The organism is Candidatus Dactylopiibacterium carminicum (genome assembly GCF_014736495.1).
GTDB lineage: Bacteria > Pseudomonadota > Gammaproteobacteria > Burkholderiales > Rhodocyclaceae > Uliginosibacterium > Uliginosibacterium carminicum.
Window position 1 is genome coordinate 57520 of record NZ_MDUX01000002.1, and the last position, 17590, is coordinate 75109.

General features: G+C 64.6%; 15 protein-coding genes and 2 pseudogenes. 12 read left to right on the top strand and 5 right to left on the bottom strand.

All coding sequences use genetic code 11. The features are described 5' to 3' along the window. The first annotated feature begins 118 nt into the window (after positions 1 to 118). The gene (locus tag BGI27_RS00980; protein ID WP_095523055.1) at positions 119 to 1075 is read left to right on the top strand and encodes an IS110 family transposase; all 957 of its coding nucleotides are present in this window, start codon (positions 119 to 121) and stop codon (positions 1073 to 1075) included. A 29-nt stretch (positions 1076 to 1104) separates the two neighbouring features. Here BGI27_RS00980 and BGI27_RS18790 read toward each other — a convergent pair. The 4 genes and pseudogenes from BGI27_RS18790 to BGI27_RS01000 all read right to left on the bottom strand — a co-directional run. Beyond that, a pseudogene (locus BGI27_RS18790) lies at positions 1105 to 1299 on the bottom strand (Com family DNA-binding transcriptional regulator); the annotation flags it as partial. 128 nt (positions 1300 to 1427) lie between these two features. Beyond that, complete coding sequence (locus tag BGI27_RS18795; protein ID WP_095529935.1) at positions 1428 to 1832, bottom strand: rhomboid family intramembrane serine protease; 405 nt, start codon at positions 1830 to 1832, stop codon at positions 1428 to 1430. Between the two features lie 31 nt (positions 1833 to 1863). Continuing rightward, a complete protein-coding gene (locus tag BGI27_RS00995) occupies positions 1864 to 3024 on the bottom strand; it encodes a hypothetical protein (RefSeq protein ID WP_095523057.1) in 1161 nt (386 codons plus the stop codon). A gap of 11 nt (positions 3025 to 3035) precedes the next feature. Then, positions 3036 to 3422: a hypothetical protein gene (locus BGI27_RS01000; RefSeq protein WP_095523058.1), complete on the bottom strand. Its 387-nt coding sequence runs from the start codon at positions 3420 to 3422 to the stop codon at positions 3036 to 3038. A gap of 68 nt (positions 3423 to 3490) precedes the next feature. On the opposite strand from BGI27_RS01000, the gene BGI27_RS01005 reads away from it, so the two are divergent. From BGI27_RS01005 to BGI27_RS01050, 11 genes and pseudogenes are all read left to right on the top strand, one after another. Further along, positions 3491 to 3712 carry a TraR/DksA C4-type zinc finger protein gene (locus tag BGI27_RS01005; RefSeq protein WP_095523059.1) on the top strand — a complete coding sequence of 74 codons (222 nt, stop codon included), beginning with the start codon at positions 3491 to 3493 and terminating at the stop codon, positions 3710 to 3712. 2 nt (positions 3713 to 3714) lie between these two features. Next, the gene (locus tag BGI27_RS01010) at positions 3715 to 4020 is read left to right on the top strand and encodes a hypothetical protein (RefSeq protein WP_223871516.1); all 306 of its coding nucleotides are present in this window, start codon (positions 3715 to 3717) and stop codon (positions 4018 to 4020) included. A 1-nt stretch (position 4021) separates the two neighbouring features. Beyond that, complete coding sequence (locus BGI27_RS01015) at positions 4022 to 4327, top strand: hypothetical protein (protein ID WP_095523061.1); 306 nt, start codon at positions 4022 to 4024, stop codon at positions 4325 to 4327. 91 nt (positions 4328 to 4418) lie between these two features. Next, complete coding sequence (locus BGI27_RS01020) at positions 4419 to 4976, top strand: DUF3486 family protein (RefSeq protein WP_095523062.1); 558 nt, start codon at positions 4419 to 4421, stop codon at positions 4974 to 4976. Then, positions 4976 to 7036: an ABC transporter permease gene (locus BGI27_RS01025; RefSeq protein ID WP_223871517.1), complete on the top strand. Its 2061-nt coding sequence runs from the start codon at positions 4976 to 4978 to the stop codon at positions 7034 to 7036. Before BGI27_RS01020 ends, BGI27_RS01025 begins: the two co-directional genes overlap by 1 nt. Positions 7037 to 7047: 11 nt before the next feature. Next, positions 7048 to 8355 carry an ABC transporter ATP-binding protein gene (locus BGI27_RS01030; protein WP_095523063.1) on the top strand — a complete coding sequence of 436 codons (1308 nt, stop codon included), beginning with the start codon at positions 7048 to 7050 and terminating at the stop codon, positions 8353 to 8355. Positions 8356 to 8602: 247 nt separating this feature from the next. Further along, the gene (locus tag BGI27_RS01035) at positions 8603 to 9910 is read left to right on the top strand and encodes an MdtA/MuxA family multidrug efflux RND transporter periplasmic adaptor subunit (RefSeq protein ID WP_223871518.1); all 1308 of its coding nucleotides are present in this window, start codon (positions 8603 to 8605) and stop codon (positions 9908 to 9910) included. A 7-nt stretch (positions 9911 to 9917) separates the two neighbouring features. Next, positions 9918 to 12920, top strand: a complete 3003-nt coding sequence (locus BGI27_RS01040) for an efflux RND transporter permease subunit (RefSeq protein ID WP_095523065.1) — start codon at positions 9918 to 9920, stop codon at positions 12918 to 12920. Beyond that, positions 12917 to 15952, top strand: a complete 3036-nt coding sequence (locus BGI27_RS01045; protein ID WP_095523066.1) for an efflux RND transporter permease subunit — start codon at positions 12917 to 12919, stop codon at positions 15950 to 15952. The genes BGI27_RS01040 and BGI27_RS01045 overlap by 4 nt, the downstream gene beginning before the upstream one ends. Next, positions 15949 to 16302 (top strand): annotated as a pseudogene (locus BGI27_RS18960) (RND transporter); the annotation flags it as partial. The gene BGI27_RS01045 and the pseudogene BGI27_RS18960, both read left to right, overlap by 4 nt. A 68-nt stretch (positions 16303 to 16370) precedes the next feature. After that, on the top strand, positions 16371 to 17399 hold the full coding sequence (locus BGI27_RS01050; protein ID WP_338140491.1) for an efflux transporter outer membrane subunit: 1029 nt from the start codon (positions 16371 to 16373) through the stop codon (positions 17397 to 17399). A 20-nt stretch (positions 17400 to 17419) separates the two neighbouring features. Here BGI27_RS01050 and BGI27_RS01055 read toward each other — a convergent pair whose 3' ends face one another. After that, positions 17420 to 17572, bottom strand: coding sequence for a nitroreductase family protein (locus BGI27_RS01055; RefSeq protein ID WP_223871519.1), 153 nt, complete (start codon positions 17570 to 17572; stop codon positions 17420 to 17422). Positions 17573 to 17590 lie beyond the last annotated feature (18 nt).

Sequence of the window (17590 nt, forward strand, 5' to 3'; positions counted from 1 at the left end):
TGGGATGTTTGAAGCCCGTGACTGAGCACTGGGCGCCTGAGCCGGACCGTCCTTTCTTGCAGCCCGAACGGTTGTAGGAATCTTTAGTTCGCATAAACAAGGATGGGAGCGAGAGGACGTGTCCGACTCTGTTTTTATAGGTATCGACGTTTCCAGCCAGACGCTGGAGGTCGCCAGCAGCGATCAGGCCAAGACTTGGCAGGTCGCCAACGACGCAAGCGGCATCGAACAACTGGTCAGCCAGGCATCGGCCTTGGCACCCACGCTGATGGTCCTGGAGGCCACCGGCGGCTACGAGTTCGAGGCAGCCTGCGCACTTCAGGCCGCAGGCTTGACGGTGGCCGTTGTCAATCCTCGCGCCGCGCGCGACTTCGCCCGTGCGATGGGCGCCCTGGCCAAGACCGACGCGCTCGATGCGCGCATGCTGGCGGCCTTCGCACGTGTGCTGCACCAGCACCCCGAGCGCGAGCGCTTCGTCAAACCGCTGGCCGATGCCGAGCTGCAGCAGTTGCAGGCCCTGGTGCTGCGCCGTCGCCAACTGGTGCAGATGCTGACGGCCGAGCGGCAGCGCCTGCGCTTGGCGCATGCGGCCGCACGCCCGAGCATCGAGCGGGTCATCGAGTTCTTGAAGCAGGAGCTGGGCGACAGCGAAGCGGAGGTAGCTGCGCATGTGCAGAGCCATCACGCCGCGCTGGCCCAGGCGCTGGCGAGTGTGCCGGGCATCGGTGCGGCCAGCGTGGCGGTATTGCTGGCCGAACTGCCTGAATTGGGCAAGCTCGACCGACGCCGTATCGCCGCGCTGGTGGGCGTGGCGCCCCTGAACCGCGACTCTGGCCAGATGCGTGGCCAGCGCTGCATCTGGGGCGGGCGCGCAGATGTGCGGCGAACGCTGTACATGGCTACGTTGACGGCAGTCCGGCATAACCTGGCGCTCAAGGCCTGCTACGAGCGCCTGCTGGCGGCGGGCAAGCGCAAGAAGGTGGCCCTGGTTGCCTGCATGCGCAAGCTGCTGACGATGCTCAACGCCATTGCGAAACATGGCTCGATGTGGGATTCGACTATGCATAGCGCTTGACGGCCAAGACGGTTGCTCAGTTGATTCATGACCCCGCAGCGGGGGCACTTGATGTTCAGAGCTGAATAATCGGCTTCAGCGAGCTTCCGGTTGCAGTTGGCACAGCGCACTTCTTTCATCACACGCAAATCCTTTTCGTGTAGTGATAGCCTTCGCCCTGCCTGTACAGGCAGGAGGGCCTTGGCCACGATCTGCAGTGTGCTTGCGGATACGGGTGGCGCCATCTGGTGTTCCCGCACCGGGTGGCGTCGCCCTCTTTCTGATGTCTCTCCAGAGCCCGGATCTCCCGGGCGATTCCTGAGTTCCTTTTGGTGTTGGCCGCCAGCTGCTGCGGCTCAGTGAATTTCGGGGCTTATTCCTGACGGACTTTGCATCGTGGCGCGCCACGCCGCCCTGGAGAGACTCGCTGGATGGCCCAGGCAGTCGCCGCTCCACCCAGCATTCCGCCGAGGTGGGCGGCGTGGGCCGTAGATGACTTCGATGCCACGAACGCCAGAACGGCACTAAATGTTCCAAACAACAATACCGACAGACGCATGCCTTTCGCTGGAACAACCCAGGCAGTCCCGGCCATGCAGCCACAAACGATTCCGCTCAAACCGATCGGAGCACCATTACCGCCAAGAAGGCAGTCAACTATGGATTGCGCAGCCACACCCACCGCTTGAGACACCGCACAAAGCGATATCAAGCGCAGCATTCCAACGATGCGCAGAAGCCTCGGACAGAACCATACAAGACCCATGATGTTTGCCATCAGGTGTCCAGCACCGGCATGTTTGAATACGTCAAGCACGACCCACAACCACCGAATGAGCCTGCCTACTCTTAAGATCGCCGCGTTGAGATGACAGCGTTATCTTGTAACTAGGAAGATTGGAGGTTGTGTCCAAGCTGGTGATAGACACGTTGTCCACGACGCCTGTCACTGTGGAAGTTGCGTATGCGCGAACGCCGAACAGCCCGGCACCGATGAGGTCTGAACTTGTAGCTGTGACCTTAAGGGCCCCATCTAAATAGACTTTATGGGAAGTGCCTTCGGCACGGATTTTCAACCGATATGTTGTTCCGGCGGTAAGCCCACCAGTGTTTGACCCATTGCCCGGCGCGTGAGCAATCAGCTCCACATCCAGACGGCGCGCCAGATTCTTGAATGCGCCGCTGGTCATTGCGCTGCCCATGTCCATCATCAGGATGTAGGGCACTCCGTAGAAGGGCTGATCGTCCCACTGCTGGGTAAAGCGGATGAAGCTTTCGGCCAGGTTGAGTGCGCTTTCAGCCCCCATCACATAGTTGAGCTTGATGGCGCCAGACCAGTGATCCGTGCTCTCGTAGCTCCACACCCGGTCGGCCTTGATACGCTTCAGGTTGGCGGGCTTGTTCTTGTAGAACTTGCTGTGCTCCATCACCTGCAGGCCGCTCTCCTTCTCGGTGCGCGCATTCAGGTAATAGAGCACGCACAGCGAGGCATCGATCTGCCAGGCATGATTCGGATGCAGGCTGGCGAGCTCCTTCGCCGGCTCCGGGCGCAGCAGCTGATCGGGGTGCAGGCCATAGGTGCGCAGCGCGCGGGCAATGGCGCTGTACGAAAGCTTGATCAGTTCGCCCGTGGCGTCATCCAGGCGCTCGGCGCGGATTTCACCATTGGCGCGCAGCAAGTCCACCGCCTCGCCGATGGACTTGAGGCGCTTATTGGTTTTGCGCAGGGAGTCCATCAGCAGGGCACTGATCAGCTGCGCCTCGGCCAGCGGCAGGCTCACATCGCCGGCATCGGCCCGCTGCTTGCGCGGCGCCTTCACGGCGATCTGCCCGAGATAGCGATGCAGGGTCGGCAGGCTGATGCCGAGCCGGCTGCAGGCCTCGGCATACACCGCACTCTTGCCGCCGTGCCCGGCCGCCTCGGCGGCGGCACGGATGGCGATAAGTGATTCGATCATGGCGGGTGACATGGCGGCCTCGCTCAGGACTGAGCTACCCAGCCCAGCTCATCATTGCGCACAGCCTCGGCCAGATCCGGCAGGCCGAACTCGGTGCAGAGCTGCACCAGGTCCGCCTGGATCTGCCCGAGCAGGCCGGCGGCAAACACCTTGGACGGAGACTCGCCACGCTCTTCGCTCTGGTTGTTCAGCGCGATCACCGCCTGGCGCAGGTTGCCCATGATGTGGCCGCGCACCTCGGCTGCGATCTCGGTAGCCTCGCGATGCAGGGTCTGCAGGGCTTCATCGGGCGACTGGCGCTGCAGCAGCTTCTGAGCGGCGCGGGCCTTGTCCAGCGCCTTGTTCTTGGTGGCGAGTACTTCCTCGGTAGCCTTCTGCTCCTCGCGCGCCTCACGCAGCGCTGCGCGCAATTCACCCGCTACCGCCAGTGCGCCAAGCGCCTCAACGCCCTGATCAACTTTAACGAGGGGAAACAGCCTTGAACCCGGCAGACATTGCCCAGGACCGCGAGCTGGAGGAATGGTCGCGCCCCCAGTCCGAGGCTGCCCAGCACGATACCGAGCTGCCCGCCGCCTTCTTCTGTGAAGACTGCGAGATCGAAATACCGCCTGAGCGCAGAGACGCTCAGCCCGGCTGCACGCGCTGCGCGGCGTGCCAGGCCGACTACGAATCACTCAAAAAACGGGGGCTTGCAGCATGAAGGTGGAATTCGAACTGTGGCACCTGGTGCTGTTGCTGATGGCCTTCTTCGGGTGCGTGGGCACCTTCGGCAAGGTGTTGCTCGCGCAGTTCGAAGCGCGACTCGATGAGCGCTTCAACGGGCTAGAAGACGGCCACACCAAGGCCCTCGAAGTGGAGCGCCAGCTGCTGATCTTCAAGGCCGAGCTGCCGCTGCAATACGTGCGCCGTGAAGACTATGTGCGCAACCAGACCGTGATCGAGGCCAAGCTGGATGCAGTGGCTTCCAAGATCGAAAACCTGCAACTGAAGACCAAGGGAGTCTCCTGACATGGATGCCGCCAAGATCCGCCGCGAATCGCTGCGCTGGTATTTGATCCTCGCGCTCTACAACGCGCGGCCTGAAGAAGTGTGCGAAGAAGTGGTGCAAACCACCATGCGCAGCATCTACCCGGATGTGACGCCGCTGGAGGTGCGCCAGCAGCTGGACTACCTCGCAGACCGCACGCTGGTGGATCTGCGCAAGGAACCCAGCGGCCGCTGGTGGAGCAGCCTCACGCGCTGCGGCATCGATATCGCGGAATACACCATCGACATTGAGCCGGGCATTGCGCGGCCGGCGAAGTACTGGGGCTGAGTGATGAACCCCCACGTTCGTAACTTCGTTACTTCACTGCCCCCCAAGGGGGCGAGCGCCTCCCTTGGGGCGGCCCTACGGGAGGCTTGATATGGCAAAGCCCAGTGCCATCGAGCAGCTGCCTGAGGACGTGCGTGAGTGGATCAACGCGCAGATCGTGGCGAACAACTTTGCAGGCTATGAAGCCCTGCAGGAACTCGTGCGCGAAAAGGGTTTGTCCATTGGCAAAAGCCAGCTTCACCGCCACGGCCAGAAGATCGAACGCCGCATGGCCGCGATCAAGAGCAGCGTGGAGGCCAGCAAGCTGATCGTGCAGGCCGCTGGCGATGACCAGGACGTGCTCTCGGAAAGCGTGATCGCCCTGGTGCAGTCCGAAATGTTCGAAGCCATCGTCAGCCTGCAAGAGGCCACCGGCGAAGAGGCGATGAGCAATGAAGATCGCATCGGCCTGCTCTCCAGCGCTGCGAAGAACATCGCAACCCTCTCGCGCGCCTCGGTGAATCAGAAGAAGTGGCGCCTGGAAGTGGAGGAATCCGCCCGCAAGAAGCTGCTCGCCGAGCAGGCCGAGAAGCTGGCCGCGATGCCCAACAAGGGCGGCGTTACCGCCGAGACCAAGGCGGCGATTCGCGAAGCACTGGGGATTGTGTGATGGCTACGCACAAGGGCCGGGCGAAGTGCATTCCGAAAGATCCGGACGCGATCTTTCTGCCGTTCCAGTCCAAATGGATCATGGATTCGTCGCGGCTGAAGCTGATGGAGAAGACGCGCCAGATCGGCATCAGCTGGTCGACCGCCTACGGCTCGGCAGAGCGCACCGCCGCGCAAGGCGCCCGCCACGATGAGTGGGTGAGCAGTCGCGACGACATCCAGGCACGCCTGTTCATTGAGGATTGCAAGCTGTGGGCCGGCATCATGAACCTAGCCGCCAAGGAGCATGCAGCGCAATCTCCGGCAGGGCGAAATGAACGGGCCTTCCTGATGCTCCCCATCCGCCAGAACCTTCCACGCAGAGTGGTCGACACCAGCATCAACCGCTGGGATCTCTATCTATTGCCGCTGGTGCTGGCCGTGCTGATCCTGGCGGCCTATGGCGCGCGCCAGATGACGGGCCCCTTCCAGCTGGGCACGCCTCTGCCGATCACGCTCGACCCCTGGAGCCTGCCCTACTACCTGCTGCGCACCACCGTGCGCATGTTCCTGGCGCTGGCGGCCTCCCTGCTCTTCGCCTGCGCCTTCGCGGCCATCGCCGCCAAGTACCGGGCGGCCGAGAAAGTGCTCGTCCCGATCCTCGACATCCTCCAGTCGATCCTTATCCTGGGTTTCCTGTCGATCACCGTGACCGGCTTCATCGCGCTTTTCCCCGGCAACCTGCTGGGCGTGGAATGCGCCGCCGTCTTCGCGATCTTCACCTCGCAGGCCTGGAACATGGTGTTCAGCCTGTATCAATCGCTCAAGACCGTTCCCGGCGAACTCCGCGAAGCCTCCGACGTCTTCCAGCTTTCCGGCTGGCAGCGCTTCTGGCGCCTGGAGCTGCCCTTCGCCATGCCGGGCCTGCTGTGGAACATGATGATGTCGATGTCGGGAGGCTGGTTCTTCGTCGTGGCCTCGGAAGCCATCTCCGTGGCGAACCAGAACATCAAGCTGCCCGGCATCGGTTCCTACATCGCCACGGCCATCGAAATGCGCGACCTGGGCGCCATCGGCTGGGCCATCGGCGCCATGCTGGTCGGCGTGGTGATCTACGACCAGCTTTTCTTCCGCCCCCTGCTGGCCTGGGCGGACAAATTCCGTTTCGAGGAATCCGGCGGTGAAAACGCCCAGTCCTCCTGGCTGCTGACCTGGCTGCGGCGCACGGGACGCATCCAGGCGCTGGGGCTCACAGGCATCCGCCTGCTGGCGAGCAGCTTCACGCTGTTCCGCCGCGATTACGACGGCACCTCGATCCGGGCACGGCTGCGTGGCCGTCTGGCGGGGCTCGAACGCGTGTGGGATGCCACCCTCGCGGCGCTGGTGCTGCTTTCGCTGTGGCATCTGCTCGCCTTCATCCATACCGAAGTCGGCTGGCGCGAGGCCGCCCATGTCGTGCAGCTGGGCTTCTACACCTTGCTGCGCGTCAGCTTGCTGATCGCCCTGGCCGCGCTGATATGGGTCCCCGTGGGCATCTGGATCGGCATGAACCCGCGCTGGGCCCACCGCCTGCAGGCCGTCGCACAGTTCCTTGCCGCATTCCCCGCCAACCTGATGTTCCCGCTGGCCGTCATGCTGATCCACCGCTGGAATCTGAACACCGAGATCTGGCTCTCGCCACTGATGGTGCTGGGCACCCAGTGGTACATCCTCTTCAACGTGATCGCGGGCGCTTCCAGCATCCCCGTCGAGCTGCGCTACGCGGCGGACAACGTCGGCCTGCGGGGCTGGTTGAGATGGCGCCGCTACCTGCTGCCGGCGATCTTTCCGAGTTTCGTCACGGGTGCGATCACGGCCAGTGGCGGCTCATGGAACGCCAGCATCGTCGCCGAGTACGTTACCTGGGGCGGTACCACCCTCAAGGCACACGGGCTGGGCAGCTACATCGCGGAGATGACCGCCACGGGCGATTTCCCGCGCATCGCGCTGGGAATCGGCGTGATGTGCCTCTTCGTGATGTCGATGAATCACTTTCTGTGGCGCCGCCTCTACGACATGGCGCAAAACCGGCTGCACTTCTGAATGGTGTTCACATGGAACAGGCCCTGATTGAACTCAGAGACGTCGGCAAGACCTTCCGCTCTGCCGACGGCTCCGCACGCTCGGTGCTGGAGCATGTGGATTTCGACCTCCGCCCGGGCGAGATCGTCGCTCTGCTGGGCCAGTCCGGCTCGGGCAAATCGACCCTGCTGCGCATCATGGCCGGTCTGATCGGCGCGGATGGCGGCAGCGTGCTGTATCGCGGCCAGCCGCTGTACGGGCCGGCACGCGGTATCGCGATGGTATTCCAGTCCTTCGCGCTCTTCCCCTGGCTGACGGTGCAGCAGAACGTCGAACTGGGCCTCGAAGCCCGTGGCATGGCCCCGGAGGAAAGAGCCGCACGGGCCAGCCAGGCCATCGGCATGATCGGCCTTACCGGCTTCGAGGGCGCCCTGCCGCGCGAACTCTCCGGCGGGATGAAACAACGCGTGGGCATCGCCCGGGCGCTGGTCGTCGAGCCGGAAGTGTTGCTGATGGATGAAGCCTTCTCTGCACTCGATGTCCTCACCGGCGAACGCCTGCGCGACGACATCCTGGAACTGTGGGAAGGTGGCAGCATGCCGGCCAAGGCCATCCTGGTCGTCTCCCACAACATCGAGGAAGCCGTCCTGATGGCGGACCGCGTGCTGATCTTCGCCAGCGACCCGGGACGCGTGAGAGTGGAGCTGCCTATCCACCTGCCCCACCCGCGAGACGCCAAGGCGCCCGCCGTACGTGCCCTGATCGACGAGGTCTACGCCCTGATGACGGCCAGCCGTGCCGCGCCGCCCACAGAAGCGCCAGCCAGGCCGCATCTGGTGGAACGCCTGCCGGCGGCGGACGTCGAGAGCATGGAGGGCATCCTGGAGCTGCTCGCGGCACGCCCCTTCGCCGGACACGCCGACCTGCCACAACTCGCCGAGGAATCCGGGCTGACGGACGAGGATCTGCTGCCCATCTCCAGCGCCCTGCACATGCTGCGGCTGGCCGTGCTGGAAAAAGGCGACATCAGCCTCACGCCCATCGGCCAGCGCTACGTGGCAGGCAGCAATCTGCTGCGCCACGAGATCTTCGGCCAGCAACTGCTCGAACACGTGCCCCTCATCGCCAACATCCGCCACAACCTGGAGCAGGAAGAGCACGGCGCATTGCGTGCCGAGCACTTTCTCAAGCTGCTCAGCGACAGCATGAACCTGGAGGAAGCCAGAGACGTGCTCAGCACGGCCGTCGAATGGGCGCGCTACGGTGAAGTCTTCGAATACGACTACCACAACGGCATCATTCACCTGCCGGAAGGCACGCCGCTGACATTGCGCATGTGAGGCTCAGCGCCGTATTCCGGCCTGATTTCCAGCGCCCCGTCATCCTACCCGGGGCTGGCGCGTTAGGCCGCCAAGCCTCTGGCGCACAAGTGATTTTCCGCCCATGTAAAGGAAGGAAAATCTGGCAGATTTGCCGAGCCGGATACTTCATATTGCCGCACCAGTTTCCTGCCGGAGACGTAAATCCATGCCCGCTCTGACGCCTGCCGCCAACTCTCGAAACGCCACCCGCAGAGGCCGCCGAGGCTTGCTGCTACTGCTTGTCCTCGTACTGGTGCTGACCGGTGCCGGTGGTTGGTGGTGGTATCGCGGCCACAAGGCACAGCCTGCTGAAACGGCCGCCAAGCCCAAACGCATCGTGCCGGTACAGATCGGCACGGTCGGTGAGGACGACATCCGCGTCTTCTACAGCAGCCTGGGAACGGTGACAGCCTCCAGTTCGGTGATCGTGCGCTCGCGCATCGATGGCTACGTCACGAAACTCGGCTTCAAGGAGGGCGACAGCGTCGAAACAGGGCAGCTGCTGGCCGAAATCGATACGCGCCCTTACAAGATCCAGCTTACCCAGGCCGAAGGGCAGCTCGCCAAGGATCAGGCGCAACTGGCCAATGCGCGCAACGATCTGGCCCGCTATCAGGGACTGCTTGCCGAGGATTCCATCGCCCGCCAGCAAGTGGATACCCAGCAGACCCTGGTACGCCAGCTCGAAGGCACGGTGAAAGCCGATCAGGCGCAGGTTGAAAGTGCACGCCTGCAACTGACCTATGCGCGGGTAACCGCCCCTGCCGCGGGGCGCCTCGGCCTGCGCAACGTCGATATCGGCAGCCTGGTACGCAGTTCGGAAACGGGGGGGCTGGTCACCATCAACCAGATGCAACCCATCAACGTGCTCTTCACGCTGCCGGAAGCCCAGGTGCCCCTCATTCTGGACGCCCTGCACGCAGGCAAGAAAGTGCGCGTCGAAGCCTGGGATCGTGAGCGCAAGCAACAGCTCGCCGTCGGGCGCATCGCGGCGGCGGATAACCAGATCGACACGGTTACGGGCACTCTCAAGCTCAAGGCCATCTTCCCCAACAAGGACGAGAAGCTCTTCCCCAATCAGTTCGTGAACGTCCGCGTGCTGGCCGAGACCCACAAAGGGGTGACCGTCGTCCCCACCGCTGCGATCCAGCGCGGCCGGGACGGCGCCTTCGTCTATCTCGTCAAGGATGAAGGCGTGGCCACACTGCGGCGGGTGACCCTGGGGCCCACCGAAGGCTCGCTGAACGAGGTACTCAAGGGGCTGGAGCCCGGCGACGCGGTCGTCACCGACGGCATCGACCAATTGCGCGAAGGCACCCGCGTCGAAGTGGCAAACCCGGGCGACCTGCTCAAGCGCAAATCGAAAAAGAAGAAGAATGTGCCGGCGGCTCAGTCAGCCCCGTCAGCACCAGACGACAAAACGCAGCGGCACGCGGCAACCGGCGCAGAAGAAACACGCCAGCCACCGCGCAGCGAAAGCAGCGCCCCCACGGACAGACAACACCGCCAATCCCGGGCCGACGCCAACGGTTGAATCCGGCATGAACCCCTCCCGTCTGTTCATTCTGCGGCCGGTGGCGACCTCGCTGCTGATGCTTGCCCTGTTCCTCGCCGGCCTGATTGCCCTGCGCGTGCTGCCTATCTCGGCGCTGCCGCAGGTGGATTACCCGACGATCCAGGTGGTCACGCTCTACCCGGGGGCCAGCCCCGATGTGGTCACCGCCACCATCACCGCACCGCTGGAGCGCCAGTTCGGCCAGATGCCGGGGCTGGTGCAGATGAGCTCGCAGAATTCCGGCGGCGCTTCGGTGATCACCCTGCAGTTCTCGCTGGACCTCGATCTGGATATCGCCGAACAGCAGGTACAGGCCGCCATCAATGCCGGCAACAACCTGCTGCCCTCCGATCTGCCCAGCCCGCCGATCTACAGCAAGGTCAATCCGGCGGACGCACCGATCATGACGCTGGCTGTGATGTCTGCCGCCATGCCGATGCCTCGCGTGCGCGACATGGCCGAAACGCGCGTGGCGCAAAAAATCTCGCAGATCTCGGGTGTCGGTCTCGTCGGCATCTCCGGCGGCCAGCGCCCGGCCGTGCGGGTACAGGTCAATCCGCGTGCACTGGCAGCCCTGGGGCTGGATCAGGATGACATCCGCACCGTCATCAACAACGCCAACGCGCGTCAGGCCAAGGGCAACTTCGATGGCCCCCAGCGCGCCTCCACCATCGATGCCAACGATCAGCTCAAGTCGGCCAACGATTACCGGCAGCTGATCCTGGCCTACAAGAACGGAGCGCCCGTCAGACTGGCACAGGTGGCGACCGTGATCGATGGCGCCGAAGATGCACGCCTGGCAGCCTGGGCCGACACCACGCCGGCCATCGTGCTCAACATCCAGCGCCAGCCCGGTGCCAACGTGATCGAAACGGTAGACCGGATCAAGGCACAGCTGCCGGAGCTGCAGGCCAGCCTGCCCGGCGCGGTGGAGATCCGGATGCTCACCGACCGCACCGTGACCATCCGCGCCTCCATCGAAGATGTCGGCATCGAGCTGGCCTTCTCCATCGCCCTGGTGGTGCTGGTGATCTTCCTCTTTCTGCGCAACCTGCCGGCCACTCTCATCCCGGGCGTTGCGGTGCCGCTGTCGCTGGTCGGCACATTTGGCGTGATGTATCTGGCGGGCTTCTCGGTCAACAACCTCACGCTGATGGCGATGACGATCGCCACCGGCTTCGTGGTCGATGACGCCATCGTCATGATCGAGAACGTCTCCCGCTACATCGAGGCTGGCGAATCCCCCTTGCAGGCAGCACTCAAGGGCGCGCGCCAGATCGGTTTCATTATCATCTCGCTGACCATCTCGCTGATCGCCGTGCTGATCCCGCTGCTGTTCATGGGCGATGTGGTCGGCCGTCTGTTCCGCGAATTCGCCATCACCCTGGCGGTGGCCATCCTGCTCTCGGCAGTGGTTTCGCTCACCCTCACGCCGATGATGTGTTCGCGCCTGCTGCGTCATGTGCCGGAAGCCAGGCAGGGCCGTTTCTACCGCAGCAGCGGCCGCTTCTTCGAGTGCCTGATCGCGGCCTACGACCGGGCCCTGCGCTGGGTGCTGCGCCACCAGACCGCCACGCTGCTGGTGGCCGTCGCCACCTTGCTGCTCACCGCCCTGCTCTACCTCTGGATTCCCAAGGGTTTCTTCCCGGTGCAGGACACGGGCCTCATCCAGGGCATCTCCGAGGCCCCTCAATCTATCTCCTTCCAGGCCATGGCCGAGCGCCAGCGCCAGCTCGCCGAGCTGATGCTGCAGGACCCCGACGTGGCCAGCGTCTCCTCCTTCATCGGCACCGACGGCGCCAATGCGGCACTCAACAACGGCCGCATGCTGATCAACCTGCAGCCCGTGCAGGATCTGTCGCTGGACAACCGCGTGACCCGTACCCAGTACCAATACACGCTACAGGCCAGCGATCCGGAAGTGCTGGGCGAATGGATGCCGCGCCTGACCGGACAGCTGCAGGCCCTGCCCCAGCTCGCCGACGTGATCAGCGACTACCAGGATCAGGGCCTGCAAACCTACATCGAGATCGACCGTGAAGCAGCCTCGCGGCTCAACGTGACCGCGGCTGGCATCGACAATGTGCTCTACAGCGCCTTCGGCCAGCGCCTGGTATCGACGATCTTCACGCAGTCCAACCAGTACCGTGTGGTGCTGGAGGTGAAGCCGGAGTATCAGCGAGGGCCGGAATCGCTCTCCGAACTCTACGTGCCGGCGGGCGGCGGCAAGGTGGTGCCGCTGACCAGCGTGGCACGCATCGTCGAGCGCAACGGGCTGCTGGTGATCAACCGTCTGGCGCAGTTTCCCGCCGGCACGATCTCCTTCAACCTGGCCCCCGGCATATCGCTCGGCGAAGCCGTGGCAGCCATCGACGCGGCACGCGCGCAGATCGGCGTACCGGCCTCGATCCGTGTTGGCTTCCAGGGTGCGGCGCTGGCCTTCCGCGCCTCGCTCGGCAACGAACTGTGGCTGATCCTCGCCGCCGTGGTCACCATGTACATCGTGCTCGGCGTGCTCTACGAGAGCACCATCCATCCGGTGACCATCCTGTCCACACTGCCCTCGGCCGGTGTCGGTGCGCTGATCGCGCTGATGCTCGCGGGCAGCGCACTCGACGTGATCGGCATCATCGGCATCGTGCTGCTGATCGGCATCGTCAAGAAGAACGCCATCATGATGATCGACTTCGCACTGGAGGCCGAGCGCGAAGAGGGTAAATCACCGCAGGAGGCCATCCACCAGGCCTGCCTGCTGCGCCTGCGCCCGATCCTGATGACCACGCTGGCCGCACTGCTCGGTGCGCTGCCGCTGATGCTCGGCACCGGCATGGGCTCGGAGCTGCGCCACCCGCTCGGCATCACCATGGTGGGCGGCCTGATCTTCAGCCAGGTACTCACGCTATTCACCACGCCGGTGATCTACCTGGCATTCGACCGGGCCAAACGCTGGCTCACCGGCGCGGCGCCTGCAGGCGCCGCCGCGCCATGAAATTCTTCGCGCTCTTCATCCGGCGCCCGGTCGCCACCTCGTTGCTCACGCTGGCCATCGTACTGGCCGGCATGGCAGCCTTCGTGCTGCTGCCGGTCTCACCGCTGCCGCAAGTGGATTACCCGACCATCTCGGTGAGCGCCTCGCAGGCCGGCGCCAGCCCGGAAACCATGGCGGCCACCGTGGCCACACCGCTGGAGCGCGCACTCGGCCGCATTGCCGGCATCAGCGAGATCACCTCGTCGAGCACGCTGGGCAACACACGCATCACCCTGCAGTTCGAGCTGGACCGCGACATCAACGCCTCGCGTAGCCTGCTGCCGGCACTGCCGCGCAACCCCGGCTACCGCAAGGTGAATCCGGCGGATGCACCGATCCTCGTGCTGTCACTGACATCCTCCACCGCCACACGCGGCCAGATGTACGACATGGCCGCCACCGTGCTCGCCCAGCAGTTGCTGCAGATGCAGGGCGTGGGTGACGTGGGCATCGGCGGCAGCTCGCTGCCCGCCGTGCGCATTGAACTGAATCCGGAGCAGCTTGCCAGCTACGGCATCTCGCTCGATGCGGTGCGCACCGCGATCAACAATGCCAACGCCAACCGGCCGAAGGGCTTTCTCGAAACGGACGAGCGCCGCTGGCAGATCGTGGCCAACGACCAGATCGAACGCGCCGCCGACTACCGCCCGCTGATCATCCGTCATAGCGAAGGCCGCCTGGTACGCCTTGAAGATGTGGCCACGGTGAGCGATTCGGTGCAGGACATCCGCAACGCAGGCTCCGCCAATGGCGAGCCAGCCGTGTTGCTGTCGATCTACCGCGAACCCGGCGCCAACGTGATCCGCACCATCGACGGCGTGCGCGCGCTGTTGCCGCACCTGGAAGCGCAGATCCCGGCATCGATGCAACTGGCGGTAGCGCTCGACCGCTCGCCGATGATCCGCGCCTCGCTCAAGGAAGTGGAACGCGCCCTGGTGCTCTCCGTCGCGCTGGTGATCCTGGTGGTGTTCCTGTTCCTCAAGAACGGGCGTGCCTCGCTGGTGCCTGCCGTGGTGGTGCCGGTGTCCTTGATCGGCAGCTTCGGTGCGATGTACCTGTGCGGCTTCTCGCTGAACAACCTCTCGCTGATGGCGCTCACCATCTCGACAGGCTTCGTCGTCGATGACGCCATCGTCGTCATGGAAAACATCCACCGCCACGTCGAGCGCGGCATCCCGCCCTTCCGCGCCGCCCTGCTCGGTGTACGCCAGGTCGGCTTCACGGTGCTGTCGATGAGCCTGTCGCTGATCGCCGTATTCATCCCGCTGCTGGCGATGGGCAGCATCGTCGGGCGGCTGTTCCGCAAATTCGCCATCACGTTGTCCGTGGCGATCCTGATCTCGCTCGTCGTCTCGCTGACGACCACGCCGATGATGTGCGCTCGCCTGATCCGCCGCCAGCCGGCCACCGACAGTGAAACTCCCCGGGGCGGATGGCTTTACCGCCTGCTCTTCGCTGCTTACCGGCACTCGCTGGCCTGGGCGCTGCGTCATGGCATATGGATGCTCATCCTGCTCGCTGCGACCATCGCCCTGAATGTGTATCTCTACACCATCGTGCCCAAGGGGTTCTTCCCGCAACAGGATACCGGCATCCTCTCGGGCTCCATCCAGGCGGACCAGAGCATTTCCTTCCAGGCCATGCAGGTCAAGCTCAAGCGCTTCATCGACATCGTGCGTGCCGATCCGGCGGTCGCCAATGTCATCGGCTATACCGGCGGCTCGCGTACCAACAGCGGCAGTGTCTCGATCGCGCTGAAACCGCTGGATGAACGGCGGGAGCCGGCCGAAGCGGTGGTCGACCGGCTGCGCGAAAAACTGGCCCACGAGCCCGGCGCCCGCCTGTATTTCCAGGCCGTGCAGGATCTGCGCATCGGCGGACGCTCTGGCGGCGCGCAATACCAATACACCTTGCAGGCCGATGACCTGGACCTGCTGCTGAAGTGGGAGCCGCGCGTGCGGCTGGCCTTCTCCAACCTGCCGCAGCTGGAAGACGTGAATACCGACCAGCAGGAGCGCGGCTCGCAGACCTCCATCCTCATCGATCGCGATGCAGCCTCGCGCCTTGGCTTGTCGCCCCGCCTGATCACCGCTGCGCTGAGCAACGCCTACAGCCAGCGTCAGATCGCCACGCTCTACCGGCCCCTGAATCAGTATCGCGTGGTCATGGAAGTGGCCCCGCGCTTCCGTGAAGGACCGGAAGCGCTGGAGCGGATGGTGCTCATCAATGCCGCCGGCGAGCGCATCCCGTTCGCCGCCTTTGCCCGCTACAGCCAGACCTTCGCCTCGCTCGCGGTGAGCCACCAGGGCGAATTCCCCGCCTCGACGATCTCCTTCAACCTGAAGAACGGGGTATCCCTGTCGGAAGCCTCCGCCGCCATCGACAACGCGATGCGCCAGATCGGCGTGCCCAGCAGTGTGCATGGCAGCCTGCAGGGCTCGGCCAATGCCTTCAAGAAGAATCTCGCCGAACTACCGCTGCTGATCCTCGCGGCGATCGTCACGCTATACATCGTGCTCGGCATCCTCTACGAAAGCCTCATCCATCCGCTCACCATCCTGTCCACGCTGCCCTCGGCCGGCGTCGGCGCGCTGCTCGCGCTGATCGCCTTCATCGGCGTGCTGCTGCTCATCGGCATCGTCAAGAAGAACGCCATCATGATGATCGACTTCGCACTGGAGGCCGAACGCCGCGAAGGGCTGGCCCCGCGCGAAGCCATCCACAAGGCCTGTCTCCTGCGCTTCCGCCCGATCATGATGACCACCCTGGCCGCCATCCTCGGTGCCGTGCCGCTCGCGCTCGGCTCCGGCGATGGCGCCGAGCTGCGCGCACCGCTCGGCATCTCGATCATCGGCGGGCTGCTGCTGAGCCAGTTGCTCACGCTCTACACCACGCCGGTGGTCTATCTCTATCTCGACCGCTTCCGCCTGTGGTGCCACCGCTGGCGCCACGCAGCCCCAGCCCGGCCCGAAGCCACGGGAGTCCGCCCATGAACAGGATCACCGCCTTTCCGCTGCTTGCCCTCTGCCTGCTCACGGCCTGTAAGGTCGGCCCGGACTACACCCGCCCCGATCTGCCGCTGCCCGCCGCGTTCAAGGAGAACCCGGCCTGGAAGCCTGCCGAACCGCGCGACGATGCACCGCGCGGGCGCTGGTGGACCGTCTTCGGCGACCCACAGCTGGATGCCCTGCTCAGCCAGGTGGCGGGCGCCAACCAGAGCGTGCAGGTGGCACTGGCGCAATTCCGGCAAGCCGACGCCGCCACAGCGCTGACGCGTGCCGACCTGTTCCCCGAAGTGGATGCCAGCGGCGGCGCAACACGATCCCGCAGCAAGGACAAGCTGACGACCAATCACACGCTGGGCCTGTCAGCAAGCTGGGAGCCCGACCTCTGGGGGGCATCGCGCGGAGCGTGGAAGCCGGCGAAGCGAGTACTGCAGCCAGCCTCGCCACGCTGGCCTCGGCACGCCTGTCAGCCGAAGCCAGCCTGGCGCAAAACTATTTCCTGCTGCGCGTGGCTGACGCCAGCGCCAATCTGCAGCGTGCGACGGTGCAGGCCTACCAGCGCGCCTTGCAGATCACCGAAAATCAACTCAAGGCCGGCATCGTGACCCGGGCTGACGTAGCCCAGGCGAAAACCCAGCTGCACAACGCCGAAGTCACGCTGACCGATCTCGCGGTCTCCCGCGCCCAGTATGAGCATGCGATCGCGATCCTGATCGGCAAGGCACCGGCGGATTTCTCGCTCGCACCAGCCACGCTGCCCGAAACGCTGCCCTCCGTGCCCGCCCTGCTGCCGGCAGACCTGCTGGAACGCCGGCCGGACGTGGCCGCTGCCGAACGCAAGATGGCCGCCGCCAACGCACAGATCGGCGTAGCCCGGGCAGCCTGGTTTCCCAGCCTCAAGCTGACGGCCGGGAGCAGCCTGCAGAACACCGACCTCACGGAATGGCTGAATGCCCCCAGCCGCGTCTGGTCGCTCGGCGCCACACTGGCCGAAACCCTGTTCGATGGCGGACAACGCACGGCCAAGGATCGCCAGACCCATGCGGCCTACGACATCACCGTCGCCCAATACCGGCAGACCGTGCTCGGCGCGCTGCAGGAAGTCGAAGACAATCTCGTCGCACTGCGCGTGCTCGCCGACGAGGCCCGACAGCAAGCCACCGCACTGGCCGCTGCACGTGAAGCCGAGCGCCTCATGCTCAACCGCTACAAGGCCGGCACCGTGAGCTACACCAGTGTGGTGAGCACCCAGGCCACCGCCAACAGCAGTGAACGCAATGCCCTGCAGATCCTCGCCCGTCGCTATACCGCCTCGGTACTGCTGATCAAGGCGCTCGGGGGCGGCTGGCAAGGGCTGACGCAGGAATCCCCGCCGCTGGCATTCCGCCAGCCCCGGGAAAAACCGATGCCCGCCCCCGACGGACATCCGTCATGACGACACCGGGTCGGTGAAACTCAGATCCGGCTGATGACCCGATCGACCGGCAGGCGGGATTTGGGCAGCTTGGCGTTGAAATCCTCGCCGCCGCCGTAGCCCAGCGCCACGATCACCACGCTGGTCAGCCCTCGGGCGCGCAGGCCGAGTTCCTCATACTTGTTTCGCCCCATGGCCTGCCAGACGCAGCA

Coding starts and splice junctions, on each gene's coding strand:
- BGI27_RS18795 (WP_095529935.1), bottom strand. CDS start 1,832: ATGGCAAACATCATGGGTCTTGTATGGTTCTGTCCGAGGCTTCTGCGC.
- BGI27_RS00995 (WP_095523057.1), bottom strand. CDS start 3,024: ATGTCACCCGCCATGATCGAATCACTTATCGCCATCCGTGCCGCCGCC.
- BGI27_RS01015 (WP_095523061.1), top strand. CDS start 4,022: ATGGATGCCGCCAAGATCCGCCGCGAATCGCTGCGCTGGTATTTGATC.
- BGI27_RS01020 (WP_095523062.1), top strand. CDS start 4,419: ATGGCAAAGCCCAGTGCCATCGAGCAGCTGCCTGAGGACGTGCGTGAG.
- BGI27_RS01025 (WP_223871517.1), top strand. CDS start 4,976: ATGGCTACGCACAAGGGCCGGGCGAAGTGCATTCCGAAAGATCCGGAC.
- BGI27_RS01030 (WP_095523063.1), top strand. CDS start 7,048: ATGGAACAGGCCCTGATTGAACTCAGAGACGTCGGCAAGACCTTCCGC.
- BGI27_RS01040 (WP_095523065.1), top strand. CDS start 9,918: ATGAACCCCTCCCGTCTGTTCATTCTGCGGCCGGTGGCGACCTCGCTG.
- BGI27_RS01045 (WP_095523066.1), top strand. CDS start 12,917: ATGAAATTCTTCGCGCTCTTCATCCGGCGCCCGGTCGCCACCTCGTTG.
- BGI27_RS01055 (WP_223871519.1), bottom strand. CDS start 17,572: ATGGGGCGAAACAAGTATGAGGAACTCGGCCTGCGCGCCCGAGGGCTG.